This is a genomic window from Arthrobacter sp. Leaf141 (assembly GCF_001424565.1).
Lineage (GTDB): Bacteria > Actinomycetota > Actinomycetes > Actinomycetales > Micrococcaceae > Arthrobacter.
Window position 1 is genome coordinate 23,255 of record NZ_LMOL01000005.1, and the last position, 13,780, is coordinate 37,034.

12 protein-coding genes are annotated in these 13,780 nt (G+C 66.9%); 6 read left to right on the plus strand and 6 right to left on the minus strand.

From position 1 onward, the window contains the following. Positions 1-4: 4 nt before the first annotated feature. The 5 genes from aroQ to ASF72_RS02705 all read right to left on the minus strand — a co-directional run bounded on the left by aroQ (position 5) and on the right by ASF72_RS02705 (position 6,228). Complete coding sequence (gene aroQ / locus ASF72_RS02685; protein WP_056596373.1) at positions 5-469, minus strand: type II 3-dehydroquinate dehydratase; 465 nt, start codon at positions 467-469, stop codon at positions 5-7. 171 nt (positions 470-640) lie between these two features. Next, entirely contained in the window at positions 641-2,833 is a 2,193-nt protein-coding gene (locus tag ASF72_RS02690) for an alpha-galactosidase (protein ID WP_056596376.1), read from the minus strand. Between the two features lie 118 nt (positions 2,834-2,951). Beyond that, a complete protein-coding gene (locus ASF72_RS02695) occupies positions 2,952-4,292 on the minus strand; it encodes an ABC transporter substrate-binding protein (RefSeq protein WP_056596379.1) in 1,341 nt (446 codons plus the stop codon). 60 nt (positions 4,293-4,352) lie between these two features. After that, the gene (locus ASF72_RS02700) at positions 4,353-5,282 is read right to left on the minus strand and encodes a carbohydrate ABC transporter permease (RefSeq protein ID WP_050684008.1); all 930 of its coding nucleotides are present in this window, start codon (positions 5,280-5,282) and stop codon (positions 4,353-4,355) included. A gap of 13 nt (positions 5,283-5,295) precedes the next feature. Then, positions 5,296-6,228, minus strand: a complete 933-nt coding sequence (locus ASF72_RS02705; RefSeq protein WP_056596382.1) for a carbohydrate ABC transporter permease — start codon at positions 6,226-6,228, stop codon at positions 5,296-5,298. A gap of 242 nt (positions 6,229-6,470) precedes the next feature. Here ASF72_RS02705 and ASF72_RS02710 point away from each other — a divergent pair, with 242 nt between their 5' ends. The 6 genes from ASF72_RS02710 (at position 6,471) to ASF72_RS02735 (ending at position 12,971) form a co-directional block, all read left to right on the plus strand. Then, positions 6,471-7,493 carry a LacI family DNA-binding transcriptional regulator gene (locus tag ASF72_RS02710; protein WP_050684006.1) on the plus strand — a complete coding sequence of 341 codons (1,023 nt, stop codon included), beginning with the start codon at positions 6,471-6,473 and terminating at the stop codon, positions 7,491-7,493. Between the two features lie 160 nt (positions 7,494-7,653). Beyond that, entirely contained in the window at positions 7,654-7,989 is a 336-nt protein-coding gene (locus tag ASF72_RS02715) for a hypothetical protein (protein WP_157370877.1), read from the plus strand. After that, complete coding sequence (locus ASF72_RS02720; RefSeq protein ID WP_082483982.1) at positions 7,989-9,566, plus strand: sensor histidine kinase; 1,578 nt, start codon at positions 7,989-7,991, stop codon at positions 9,564-9,566. Before ASF72_RS02715 ends, ASF72_RS02720 begins: the two co-directional genes overlap by 1 nt. Then, the gene (locus ASF72_RS02725; RefSeq protein WP_050684004.1) at positions 9,551-10,210 is read left to right on the plus strand and encodes a response regulator transcription factor; all 660 of its coding nucleotides are present in this window, start codon (positions 9,551-9,553) and stop codon (positions 10,208-10,210) included. Before ASF72_RS02720 ends, ASF72_RS02725 begins: the two co-directional genes overlap by 16 nt. Continuing rightward, positions 10,207-11,751, plus strand: a complete 1,545-nt coding sequence (locus tag ASF72_RS02730; RefSeq protein WP_235504639.1) for an SLC13 family permease — start codon at positions 10,207-10,209, stop codon at positions 11,749-11,751. Before ASF72_RS02725 ends, ASF72_RS02730 begins: the two co-directional genes overlap by 4 nt. Positions 11,752-11,771: 20 nt before the next feature. After that, positions 11,772-12,971 (plus strand): glycerate kinase family protein, encoded by a 1,200-nt coding sequence (locus ASF72_RS02735; protein WP_235504640.1) that lies wholly within the window; start codon positions 11,772-11,774, stop codon positions 12,969-12,971. Here ASF72_RS02735 and ASF72_RS02740 read toward each other — a convergent pair. Further along, a complete protein-coding gene (locus tag ASF72_RS02740; protein ID WP_050684002.1) occupies positions 12,945-13,754 on the minus strand; it encodes a DeoR/GlpR family DNA-binding transcription regulator in 810 nt (269 codons plus the stop codon). The two genes, ASF72_RS02735 and ASF72_RS02740, sit on opposite strands and share 27 nt — an antisense overlap. Between the last annotated feature and the right edge of the window lie 26 nt (positions 13,755-13,780).

Here is a 13,780-nt window from a genome sequence, read left to right on the forward strand (position 1 = left end):
GCGCCTACAGCACCTCGGCCAAGTACTCGATAGCCAGCCGGTAGCCGGTGACTCCGGCGCCGACGATGACGGCGGCGCACACTCCTGACAGGTAGGAATGGTGCCGGAACTCCTCGCGCTGGTGCACGTTGGTGATGTGGACTTCGACGGTGGGCAGCTGCACCGCGGCGAGGGCATCGCGCAGGGCCACGGAGGTATGGGTAAAGGCGCCGGCGTTGATGACGATGCCCGCCGCGTTGCCCCGGGCAGCGTGGATGGCATCGAGCAGGACGCCTTCGTGGTTGGACTGGACGCATTCCACGGAAAAACCGTGGGCCCGCGCGGCGTTGGCGGCCAGTTCCTCAATATCCGCCAAGGTGGACGTGCCGTATTTTTCCGGTTCCCGGGTGCCCAGGAGGTTCAGGTTGGGACCGTTGATAACAAGGATGGCGCCGCGGGCGGCATCGGCGGCGGTATTGGCGGAAGTCATGGTGCCAATCTAGCCGTTTGCCCCCGCCCCGGGCATTTCTTACGCCGGCCCTCCTTCCACGCCGCCCCCTGCCCACGCCCACGCCCGAGATGGCACTTCGCGGCAGTGTTCGGGGGAAACATCGCCGCGAAGTGCCATCTCGCGCAGGGTGGGAGGGCAGGGGCCGTGGGTTTAGAGGGCCGTGACCTGCAACAGCACGCCGTGCTCTGGGTGCAGCGGCGGCATGGGCAGCCCCACCTCGGCCAGGAACGTCCCGGTGGCCACCGCCCCGCCGGCCAGCCATTCCGGCGGCTGGACGTAGGCAAAGGTGTGGTTGTGGCCGGCGTCCGCCGCTGTGGGGTAGATGGCTTCCACGCGGTAGCTTCGCCCGCCCTCCAGCCCCGGGATGCCGATCCGGCCCGGCTGTTCGGCCGCGGCGGTGCGGGTGCTGACCAAGGCGAACAGCGCCGCCGTCGTGCCCTCAGCTGCCGGCCCGTCGGCCACCACGCCGTGGAGCAGCAGCGCGTCCCCGGGAAGGTCGGCGTGGACGCGGGTGCCGCTGTGGAGCAGGCCCCGGTGTTCCTTGTAGAGGCCCACAAAGCGGCGGAGCTCATCGCGGTCCTTGCCCTGGACAGTGCGGACGTCCCATTCCATCCCGAAGTGGCCGAAGAGGGCCGTGATGGCGCGGAAGGAGAGGTCGTGGGTGCGGGCGGTGGTGTGGGACGTGGTGGGGCCGATGTGGCTGCCCACGAGTTCGGGCGGGACCACGGCCCCGGTCCAGCGCTGGATTGTCTGCCGTTCCAGGGCGTCGTTGCAGTCCGAGGCCCAGATCCTGTCGGTGCGCTCCAGGATGCCAAGGTCAACCCGGCCGCCGCCTGAGGAGCAGCTTTCAATCTCGACGCCGGGATGGGCCGCCCGGAGCGCGTCGAACAGGCGGTAAGCGGCGAGGGTCTGCCCGTGGACGGAGGGCCGGCCGGCATGGCCGTGTTCGGTCTGGTCCCGGTTCTGGTCCCACTTGAGGTAGCTGATGTTGTTGCCCGCGAGCAGGGCATCGATCCGGTCGTGGACATACTGCCAGGCCTCAGGGTTCACCAGGTCTATGACGTGCTGGTTGCGCCATTCGAGCGGGAGCCGGCCGCCGTCGCCGGGTGCTGCCGCCGACGGGCCCACGATCCAGTCCGGATGCGCGCGGGCCACGTCCGAATCGAGGTTGATCATTTCGGGCTCCACCCACAGCCCGAACTCCATGCCGCGGGTGTTAACCGCGTCGATCAGCGGGGTCAGCCCGTCCGGCCAGACCGTTTCGTCAACAAACCAGTCGCCCAGTCCCGCGTGGTCGCTGCGGCGGCCGCGGAACCAGCCGTCGTCGAGCACAAAACGCTCCACGCCGAGGTCGGCGGCTGAATCCGCCAAATCCACCAGGGTGTCCAGGTTGTGGTCGAAGTACACGGCTTCCCACGTGTTCAGCACCACAGGACGCGGCTTCCCGGCGGGCAGGCCCGTCGCAGCGGCAGGCAGGACGTGGTGGGCCCTGGCGCGGAACCAGCTGTAAAAAGCGGCGGTGACGCCGTCGAGGCCCGAGCCGGAGTAAGCGGCAAAAAGCGCTGGTGCGCTGTAGCTCTCCCCGGGTGCCAGGACGACTTCGGCAGAGCCCAGGAGTTCGGCCGCGCCGATGACGGTGCGGCCGTCCCCGACGGTATCGGCGAAGTGTTCGTGGTTTCCGCTCCACGCAAAATGGGTGGCCCAGACCTGGCCGTGGCGGTTGCCGAAGCCCGTGGTGCCGGCGGCGAAGAGGAGTGAGGAGTCATGTCCGGTCCTGCCATGGCGGCCGGCCCGGACCCAGGTGCCCTGCTGGATGTCCCGGCGCTGGGGGTGGCGTTCGCGGCACCACCGGCCGGTGAGGTCCAGCAGTTCGGTGGCTGCCGGTGCAACCGGCAGGACGGTGGCCAGCTCGTCCACCTGGAACGGCGTGCTGCCGTGGTTGGTGAGGGTATGGCGCAACTCGAGGAGGCCGCCGTCGTGCAGGGTCAAGGTGGACGCGACGCTGATGCCCGTGCCGTCGTCGGCCTGGACGATTGTTGCCGTGCTGCCTTCCTGCACGGCTGAGGTGACCCGGAGCCGGGAGGAGAAGTCCAGTCCGCCGGACCCGTCGACGACCCGGTGTCCGCGCACCGCCGGACGGCCCCGCCAGGACGAGGATGCCTGTGGGAGGAGTGCGGCGGGCACGCGGGCATCGACGGCGGAGTTCGTTATCGGGGCGGTCAACAGTCCCAGGTCCGGAAGTGTGCTGCCCAGGTCGGCCCCCCAATGGATGACCTCTGCCTCCCCGCTGTCGAAGCTGATCAGCAGGCTGGTGCCGGCGGAACGGAGGTGCAGGGGATCCATGAACGTCTCTTTCGGGTCAAAGTCTGTTGGCCGCCGCGGAAGGTGCGGGGCTGGTCTGGTTACTACGGTAATGCCGCTCCGGGTGCCGCCGTGGCGGCGGCGCCCGGAGCCTGGGGTGTTACTTGAACAGGGCGTTGACCTGTTCGTTTGCTGCGGTGAGGGAGCTGGCTGGCGCCTTGCCGGAAACTACCGCGTCCATCGCCGGCTTCATAATGCCATCCACCTTGGCAGCGTTGTCGGCGATGGGAAAGAGGAAGGTGGTCCCGTCGTCAACCTGCTGGCTGAAGGCGGTCACATCCACGCCTTTGGCCTTGAAAGCCTCCACGGCTTTGTCCGCAGAGGTGGTGATGGCAGGGAACACCACAGCCTTGGACGCGACGACGTCCTGGCAGGCGGTGGAGCCCAGGTATTCGACCCATTTGATGGCCGCTTCAGGCTTTTTGGTGCCGGCGTAAATGGAATCCGCCAGGCCGTTGTACATGCTGGCGCGCTTGCCGCTGACCCCCTTGGGGGTGGGCGCAATGCCCACCTGGACGTCCTTGTAGCCGGTGTACTGGCCGATCATCCAGGAACCATTCGCATTGATGACCGACTTGCCGGCGGCGAACGTGTCGGCCATGCTGGCGCCCACTGTGGTTTCGAGCTTGGGCATGTAGCCCTTCTCCACGAGCCCTGCGAACCAGTCGATGCTTTCCTGGAATTTGGGGTCGTCGTAGTTGAACTTCTTACCCCACGGGTTTTTGTCCGTGTGGGTCCAGCCGGTGGTGCCCGTAAGGTAGCTCCATTCCGTCTGGCCCTGCCCGGAACCGGAGCCGGTCAGGCCCAGGCCGTAGACCTCGACGTTGTTTTTGTCGAAGCCGGCCTCGTCACCGCGGACCCCGTTTTTGTCCACGGTCAGGTGGGCGATGGTTTTCTCGTAGGAGCCGCCGTCGTCCGGGTTCCAGGTCAGGTCCGCCATCTGCGCGGCGCTCACGCCGGCGTCCGTGGCGAGCTTGGTGTTGTAAAACAGCGCGATGGTGTCCCAGTCCTTGGGCAGCCCGTAGCGTTTGCCGTCCTCGCCCACCCAGAGGTCCGCGAGGCCTGCGTTGTAGGCACCGGTGTCCACGTTGTCCTTGGCGACGGCGTCGTCCAGGGCCAGGAGCTGCTTGTTTTTGATGAATTCGGGGTACTTGCCCAGGTGGTCGGTGAAGACGTCCGGCGCCGTACCGGCCACAAAACCGTTGGTGAGGGTGCCCCAGTAGTCGTCCCAGCCGCGCTGGGTGACCTTGACGGTGATGTCGGGGTTGGCCTTGGTGAAGTCCTCGGCGCACTGCTTGTAGGCGGGAAGCTGGTTGGCATCCCAGAGCCAGTAGTTGATTTCGCCCTTGCCGGCCTCGGCTGATGAGCCGCCGCCACAGGCGGAGAGGGCAAGGACTGCAGCGGCTGCGGCAGCCAGGCTGCCAATGGTCTTCTTCTTCATGGTGGGCCCTTTCAAAGGCGTGTTGTCCGGGCAGGCCGCCATGGCATGCCGGAGAAGGGGTTATTTGATGCCGGAAAAACCGATGGAATTCACGATCTTCTTGCCGAAGATGGCGAACAGGATGAGGACCGGAAGGGCCGAGACCAGGGTTGCGGCCATCAGTCCGGACCAGTCGGGGGCGCCTTGCGGCGACTGGGATTTGAAGACGCCGAGGCCCACGGTGAGGACCCGGACGGATTCGTCCTGGCCCACCAGCAGTGGCCAGAAGTATTCGTTCCACTGCCCGATGAAGGTGAGCAGGGCAAGTGTGGCGAGCGGGGCCGCGGCGTTGGGCAGGATGATCTGGAAGAAGATCCGAAGATGGCTGGCGCCGTCGAGCTTTGCTGCTTCCTCCACCTCCCGGGACATGTTCAGGAAGAACTGGCGGAGGAAGAAGATGGCGAACGGCGTCATAAAGATGTAGGGGAGCACCAGGCCGAGCATGGAGTTCAGCAGCCCCATGTTTTTGATCAGCAGGAAGTTGGGCAGCGCCGTGAAGATGGGCGGCACCATCATGGTGGCCAGGAAGAGGCTGAACACCACGTTCCGGCCGCGCCAGCGGAGCCGGGCGAAGGCGTAGGCGGCCATGGCGCTGAAGAACACGGCGCTGGCGGTGGTGATGGCGGCAAAAAGCACCGAGTTGCGCAGGTAAATCCAGAAATCGATCTGCGCGCCGGAACCGCCGTCTGCGATCGCTTCCTCGGGGCTTTGCAGGCCGAAGACCCGCTTGAAGGCGCCGAGGTTGAAGTCTGCCGGCAGAAGGTTGGAGGCGTTGGTGGCCAACGATCCGTTGGTGGACAGGGCGGTGCGCAGGACCCAGTAGAAGGGCAGGACGGAGACGGCCACGGCGATGGCCACGAGGACCCAGGCGCCGGATTTGCGCCAGTTGATCGGCCGACGGCGGCGGGTACTTTTGACGCGCGACGTTGCGGGTGCGTGTGTGGTGGTCATGGTGGTGGTGTCCTTAGTCCAGGTCCGATTCGTTGCCTTTGAGGAACTTCATCTGGATGAAGGCCACAATGGCGAGGATGGCGAAGAGGATGACGGCAAGTGCCGATCCGTAGCCGAAGTCCGATTCGGTGAACGCCTTTTGGTAGATGTAGAACTGCAGCACCCGGCTGGCGTTGACGGGGCCGCCCTGGGTGGTGACGGCCACGGTGTCGAAGACCTGGAAGGAACCGATGATGGTGACAATCAGGACCAGTGCCAGGACCGGGCGCAGCAGCGGCAGGGTGATTTTCCGGAACGTTTGCATGGGGGAGGCGCCGTCCAGGTTGGCCACTTCATAGAGGTGGCTGGGAATGGACTGCAGTCCGGCGAAGATCAGGAGTGCCGTGTAGCCCATGTGCCGCCAGGTATTGATGAGGGCCTGGGTGGGGATGGCCCATTCCGCGCTGCCGAAGAACGCGATCTTGGGCAGGCCGATGCTGTCGATCAGGAAGTTGACGATCCCGATCTGGTAATCGAGCAGCCAGAACCAGAGCAGGGCGGCGATCACGTTGGCCATGAGGTAGGGCAGCAGGAGCGCGCCCCGGATGATTGTTGACTTAGCCACCCGGTGCATCAGAAGGGCCAGGCCCAGGGCGAGTGCCGTCTGGAGCACGATGTTGATCAGGACGTACTGCGTGGTGACGCCGAGGGCGTTCCAGAAAAGCGGGTCCTTGGCGATGGCCTGGTAATTGGCGACGCCGATCCATTCCGGCTCACCCAGGATGCTGTATTCGGTGAAGCTGAGGTAGATGCCGCGGAGCGTGGGGACCAGGTAGAAGAGGACAAACCCGATCATGGCCGGCGCGATGAAGAACAGTGCGATCTTGACGTCGCCCCGTCCACGGCGCCGCCGTGTCCCGGGCAAAACCTGCTCCGCTGGACTTGCGTTCCTGGTAAGGGTGGTCATCTTCGACCCTTCCTGCGTGTGATGGATGTAACAACTGGGGATGAATCTACACGAGTAGATACATAGTGGCAAGGAAAAGTTTCCTGCCTCAATAGTCCATGCACAGGCTCGAATGCCTGGTATCAACTCGAGTAGATCACTCGGTTCCGCGCTGGTGCTGGCGGAAAGCGCTTCCACCGGCGGCAGCGTGCGCACCTGCGCCCCTGCCGCCGTCGTGCCCTGCGATGGCTAGCATGGACCCTATGACTTCCACCGCAACCCAGGCGCCGCGCAGCGGCCCGGTGACCCGCAAGGACGTGGCCCGGTACGCAGGGGTCAGCACGGCAGTGGTCAGCTACGTGGTGAACGGGGGCCCCAAACGGGTAGCTCCGGCCACCGAAGCCAAAGTCCAGGATGCCATCCGGGTCCTGGGCTACCGGCCCAACGCCGCGGCACGGGCCCTGAAACTGGGCTCCAGTGAGACGCTGGGCCTCATCATTCCTGACATCACCAACCCGTTTTTCTCCCTGTTCGCCCATGCCGTGGAAGACGCCGCGGCGGCGTTAGGCTATGCCCTGGTGCTGAGCAACTCGGACGGCAACGTTGCCAGGGAACGCAACAATGTCCGCAACCTGGCCGCACGCCAGGTTGATGGCGTACTGCTGGCCAGCGTGCTGTTCGAACCGGACCTGGCATCCCTGGAAACGGCAGATATCCCATCTGTGCTGCTCAACCAGGAACGCGACGCACCTGGTTTCAACAGCATCGGCGTGGACCTTGCCGCGGGGGCCCGGATGGCTGTGGAGCACCTGATTGGCCACGGTCACACCAACATCGGCCTGGCTATGGGAACCAACGTCTCCGGCAGCAAGGACGGCCGTGAGCAGGGCTGGCGGGACGCCCTTCGGGACGCCGGGTTGCGGGAGGGCCCCATCACCTACAGCGAGTTCGACAGGTCAGGGGGATACGTTGCAGGACAGCGGCTGCTGGCATCGGTCAACCGGCCCACGGCCATCTTCGCCAGCTCCGACATGCAGGCCATTGGCATCCTGCGTGCGGTGCGGGAAGCCGGACTGGACGTTCCAGGGGACATTGCACTGGCGTGCTTTGACGGTTCGGTCGAGTCGGAATACTCCTGGCCGCCCCTGACCACAGTGGTGCAGCCCGTGACCGCCATGGCGGAAGCCGCGGTGGCCTCGCTGGTTGGCGCCGGCCGCGGCGAACCGCCCCGGCACCGGTTGTTTGCCACGGAACTGAAGGTCCGCCAGTCCTGCGGCTGCCCGTGACAATGCCCGGGGCCGTCGCGCCCGATTAGTCCCTGGCCCTTGGTGGAGCCGGCAGGCTCCGGGCCCGCCCCACTGGACTGGGCCGCAGGATTCCGGGTTCATGAAGACATCTTCATGCACGCTTCATGCTGGCCTCATACGCCCCTGCAACGATAAACGCATGCAAATGATTCGACGCGTGCTTCTGATGGTGGCGGTACTGCTTGTCCCCGCGCTCCTGGCAGTGGCCGGCACCATGCTGGCGGCCCCGGCCGGTCCGCCCCAAGTGGACAGCAGGACGGTGGAAATGGGGGCCGGTCCGGACGGCAAGCCGGCCCCTGGCCTGGAGCCCACGCCCACACCTGATCCGGCGCCTCCGCAGGCACCCGCACCGCCGGCTCCGGAGCCTCCCGTGCCGGCTGCGCCCGAGGCTCCGGCCGTGCCACCCCAGCCCGTGCCGGTGGTCCCGCCGGTAGTGATCGATGACGATGACGATGACGACGTGGGGGACGACTGATGACGATTGTGGGCGAACCGACACAGGCGCCGGCACCGGCGCAGCCAAGCCGGAAACCCCGCGGAAGTGCCGGCCGGGACCGGCAGGGTTCCAGCATTCCGGCCCGCTGGCGGATTGCCGCTTGGATCCTTCTGACCACCGCGCTGACCCTCCTTGCGGTGCTGCTGACCATCAGGTCGCTCCTGCTGAACGGCGCCCAGGCGCAGGCGCACCAGGAGATCAGCCAGGAACTTCAGGAATTCCGGGCGTTCGCCAAAGAAGGGGTGGATCCCACCACCGCGAAACCGTTCTCCTCGATTGAGAAGATGCTGGAAACCTACCTCAGCCGCCAGGCGGCCGGCCGGAATGAGGTCATTCTGGGCAGCGTGGGCCAGCGCATCCTTTACACCCCCACAGGGGCACTGGCGTCCCCGCCCGGCGGACACAGACTACCGCAGGACCAGACCATGCTGGACCGCATCCGTTCCGGCACCGCAGCGTCCGGCATCGAGCAGACCGCCGGCGGTGAGCTGCATTGGGCCAGGCTGCCTGTCACCTCGGGCGCCGACACGGGCTACCTCATTGTGGGCGACTACATGGCCCCGCGCCAGGCTGAAGTCAGCGGCACCATCTTCACCATCTTCTTCGTTTCCCTGGGTGGCCTGCTGGTCACCGCCGGCAGTGCCTGGCTGGTGGCCGGGCAGATCCTGTCCCCGGTCCGTGAAGTCCGGAGGGTGGCGGACGACATTTCCGAGACGGACCTCACCGCAAGGGTCCCGGTCCACGGCAAGGACGATATTGCAGCGCTCGCCGTCACCTTCAACACGATGCTGGACCGGCTGGAAACGGCCTACCGGACGCAGCGTGCATTTGTGGATGACGCGTCCCACGAGCTCCGCACACCCATCACCGTGATCCGCGGCCACCTGGAGCTGATGGAGGACAACGCCGTGGACCGGCAACGGACCCTGGCGCTGGTGGACGATGAACTGGCCCGCATGGGCCGGATCGTGTCCGACCTCCTGCTGCTGGCCAAAGTGGACCGGCCCGGTTTTATCCAGCTGCGGCGCCGCGAAACCGCCACCCTCCTCCTGGACATCGAAGCCAAAGCGCAGGTCCTGGGGGACCGGGGCTGGCCCATCCTGGAGATCGCCGAGGGGCCGGTGCTGCTGGACGCCCAGCGGATCACCCAGGCCGTGCTCCAACTGGCCACCAACGCGTGCCAGTACTCCCCGTCCGGCTCCGTGGTCAGCCTGGGCTCCCGGTTCGAAGGCGAAGGCAGCGGACGCCTCTTCACCGTTTGGGTTGCAGACCAGGGCAAGGGCGTCGACGCCGAAGAGGCCGCCCGCATCTTCGGCCGGTTCCACCGCGGGCACGCCGCCCACCAGACGGACAGGGCCCGTCCCGGCGCAGGGCTGGGACTTGCCATTGTCCGGAGCATCGCCGAGGCGCACCACGGAACCGCATGGCTCCGCAGCACGCAGGGCGAAGGGGCCACCTTCGGGATCAGCATCCCGGCCCCGGACGGCACCGGAGTTACCGAAGACCAGGAAACACGCCACAACAACGAGGAGCAGGCCGCATGCGCAAGATCCTGATTGCCGAGGACGACCGGCGGATTTCAGACTTCATCGAACGTGGCCTGCGGGCAGCTTCATACACGTGCCTCACCGTTGATGATGGAGCCAGCGCCCTGCTGCTGGCCCGGTCCGGGGAGTTCGACATGCTCATCCTCGATATCGGGCTGCCCACCCTGAGCGGCTTCGAAGTCCTCGAACGGCTCCGCAGCGAAGGCTCCCGCACGCCGGTAATCGTCCTGACGGCCAGCGACTCGGTGGCGGACACCGTCTACGGGCTGGAAAGCGGCGCCAACGACTACATGACCAAACCGTTCCAGTTCGCCGAACTCCTGGCCCGGATCCGGCTGCGCCTCCAGGATGACAACGATCCCGTCCCGGTCCTGACCCTGACGCACGGCGACATGGTCCTGGACCTCCGTAGCCGGCGGGTCCACTGCGGCGACGACGTCGCTGACCTGACCGCCCGGGAGTTTTCCCTGCTGGAAGTCTTCCTCCGCCACCCTGGCCAGGTCCTCACCCGCGAGCAGCTGATTTCGCATGCCTGGGACATGGATTTCGATCCGGCGTCGAACGTGGTGGACGTCTACGTCCGCGCCCTGCGCGGCAAAGTGGGTGCGGCGCGGCTGGAAACGGTACGCGGCGCGGGATACCGGTTGCTGTGAGCGAGGTCTATTACGCAGCCGAACCGCGCACGGCACCCCGGCCTCCCGGGAAGGACAAGGGCAGCAAGCCTTTCGGCTTCCTTGGCGCCCCGGCGCTGATCGCCCTGGCCGCCGCGCTGGCCTGCATGGGTGCGCTCGCGGTCAACGCCGCCAACGGATGGGGCCTGGGCGTCCCGGCAGCTGCAACGCTCAGCATCTTCGTTGCCGCCGTCTGGTTCTGGATCTTCTCCCCGGTGGAGGACACCTACGTTGCCTTGGGTGCAGCCGTGGCGCTGGTCATCAGCGGCACCCTGCCTGCCCAGAGCCTGTTCGATGCGCTCGGCGAGGACTCCATCTGGCTCCTGATGGCCGCGTTCGTGATTGCAGGTGCTGTGGCCGCCACCGGACTGGCAGCCCGCGGCGCTGCGTTCATTGTTTCCGGCGCACGTTCCGTCCGGCAGTTGGCCTACCTGTCCAGCCTGGGCCTGGTGGTCACGGCGTTTGCCATCCCCGCCACCTCAGGCCGCGCGGCGCTTGCGCTGCCCATCTTCCTGTCCCTTCGGGCCGCCCTGAAGGACCGGCCCCGGGTGGTGCGGATGCTGGCGATCCTGTTTCCCACCGTCATCCTGCTCTCGGCAGTGGCCTCGTTCCTCGGCGCGGGAGCCCACCTGATCACCAGCCAGGTGCTGCAGTCTGCCGGGTTCCAGGGTTTCGATTTCGCGTCCTGGCTGCTGCTGGGCCTGCCGTTGGCCCTGGCCGCCTCCTTCCTGGCCACTGAACTGGTGCTCCGGCTCTTCACCGGCCCCGCGGACCGTGCCCTGCGCCTGGACATCAGCACGGACACCCTGCAGCACGGCACCGGCACCGGCACCGGGACCGGGACCCGGATCACCGGGCCACTGGACCTCGACGAGCAACGTTCGCTGTTCCTGCTGGCCGCCGTGGTGACGCTGTGGTGCACCGAACCCATCCACGGATTGGACCCTGCCCTGGTGGCGCTGATGGGTGCCCTGGTAGTCAGCTCGCCCCGCTATGGTTCCGTGAAATTGGGAGCGGCCCTGAAAAAGGTGCCGTGGTCCATGCTGCTGTTCATGGCTGCCACGTTGGCGCTGGGGTCCGCCCTGGTGACGTCCGGCGCCGCCCACTGGCTGGCTCAGTCCATCCTGGGGCCGGTAGCGTTCCTCGGCGCGGCCAAGCCGTACGTTTTTGTGGTGGCAGTGGTGCTGATTTCCACTGCCGCGCACCTGGTGATCCAATCCCGGTCCGCCCGGTCTGCGGTGCTGATCCCCATTGTGATCGCCGCTGCAGGGCCGATGGGGGTGGAACCAATGGCGGCAGCATTCGCCTCCACCGCCGCCGCCGGGTTCTGCCACACCCTCACCAGTTCCGCCAAGCCGGTGGCGATCTTCGCCGAAACCAACGGTGAACCGAACTACGACCCGGCCGACCTCCTCCGGCTGTCAGCGTGGCTGGCCCCCGTGAGCGCCGCCGTCGTTATTCTCTTCAGCTTTACAGTGTGGCCCCTCCTGGGCCTGCCGCTGTTCACTCCCGCACAACCCTAGGTAAAGGTGCCCTCATGGTTATGTCAGTTCCCCAGCGAATCCTGGTTGCCCCGTCCGGTTTCAAGGAAAGCCTTGATGCCGTTGAAGTTGCCGCGGCCATTTCCGCCGGCATCAGGCGCGTTATCCCCGGAGTCCACATCACCGCCATTCCCATGGCCGACGGCGGTGAAGGCACAGCGGCAGCGCTGGCCGATGCCACCGGCGGCAAGATCATCCGGGCCAGGGTCACCGGACCGGTGGGCGCCGCCGTCGAATCGTATTTCGCAGTCCTGGGCGGATCGGACCGACCCACGGCAGTGGTGGAAATGGCAGCAGCCGCCGGCCTGCGGCTGGTTCCCGCCGATCTCCGCGATCCAGGGACCACCACAACGCGGGGGGTGGGGGAGCTGATTCTTGCCGCACTCGACCAGGGCGCCGAACGGATCGTGGTGGGCTGCGGGGACTCGGGAACGTCCGACGGCGGGGCCGGTGCCCTGCGTGCCCTGGGCGCCAGGATCCTGGGTGCGGACGGCGCGGAGATCGCCGAAGGCGGTGCGGCCCTGACCGGCGCAGAAGTCCTGGACCTCTCCGGCCTGGATCCGCGGCTGGCCGGCTGCACGATGGAACTTGCCCTGAACCCCTTCAACGTTTTGTGCGGGCCCGGGGGAGTGGCCCGGGTGTTTGGGCCCCAGAAGGGTGCCGGGCCGGAGCAGGTTGAAGTGCTGTCCGCCGGACTGGACCGCTGGGCCGCCCTGTTGTCCCGGACCACGGGGGTTTCCGAGGAGTACCTGCGGACCGGGCCGGGTACGGGCGCCTCCGGCGGGCTGGGTGCCGGCCTCGCCGCTGTGGGTGCCCGGCTGGTGCCCCGTTTTGACCTGTTGCTGGATTCCGGGCTGGCCGGGGTTGACCTGGACGCGGGCATCGCTGCCGCGGACCTGGTGGTTACCGCAGAGGGGGCCATCGACTTTCAGACACCACGGGGAAAGGTGCCCGCGGAAGTGGCCAAGCGCGCGCAACGCGCAGGCGTCCCCGTTCTCGCTTTTGCCGGTTCGATCGGCAGGAACGCCACCGACGTCCATGCGGCAGGCATCGACGCGATTGCCGGGATCATTCCCATTCCCATGGACCTGGACAGGGCTGTTGCCGAAGGCGCTGCCCTCCTGCAGGAAGCCACCGAACGGACGTTCAGGGTCCTGCTCCTGGGCTCCGCGATCTCATCCCGCCTTGGCAGCGCTGCCTGAGCCGGCCAGCCGCAGCCGGCCCACTTTTTCCTGCAGCACGCGCCGGGCTTCCGTGCCGAGCCCTGGATCGCTGATGATTTCATCCGCTTCCTCCAGGCCGGCGATGGTGCTCATGCCCTGGGTGCCCCACTTGGTGTGGTCGGCCACGACCACCACCTTGCGGGAGGCCGCCACAAATGCGCGGTCCGTTTCGGCCTCCAGCAGGTTGGGCGTGGTGAAGCCCGCGTCGGGGTCCATACCGTGGACGCCAAGGAACAGGATGTCCAGGTGCAGCTGTTTCAGCGCCCCGGTGGCGATGGGCCCCACCAGGGCGTCCGACGGCGTCCGCTCGCCTCCGATCAGGATCACCGTGGAGGCGTATCGGGCCGGGCCCGCTGCCGCGGAGTGGTGGAACAGGTCCGCGATGCGCACCGAGTTGGTCACCACGGTGATCCTGGGCCCGCCGGCCAGTTCCTTGGCCAGCGCCCACGTGGTGGTCCCGGCGCTAAGTCCCACCGCCATTCCCTCATGGACCAGCCCGGCAGCCTCCACGGCAATGGCCCGTTTTTCCGCTGTCAGCTGGGTGGACTTGAGCTCGAACCCCGGCTCATGGGTACTGGCATCCCCCGGAAGCTTTGCGCCGCCGTGGATCCGCTCCAGTTTCCCGACGTCTTCCAGCACCTCGATGTCCCGCCGGACCGTCATGAGCGAGACGCCCAGCTGCTGGGCGAGATCGGACACGCGGACCACCCGTTCTCGCTGGACGGCGTCCACGATGGCCTGGTGGCGTGCTGCGGGGAGCATGGGGTTCCTTTCGGGCTGCGGGTGGG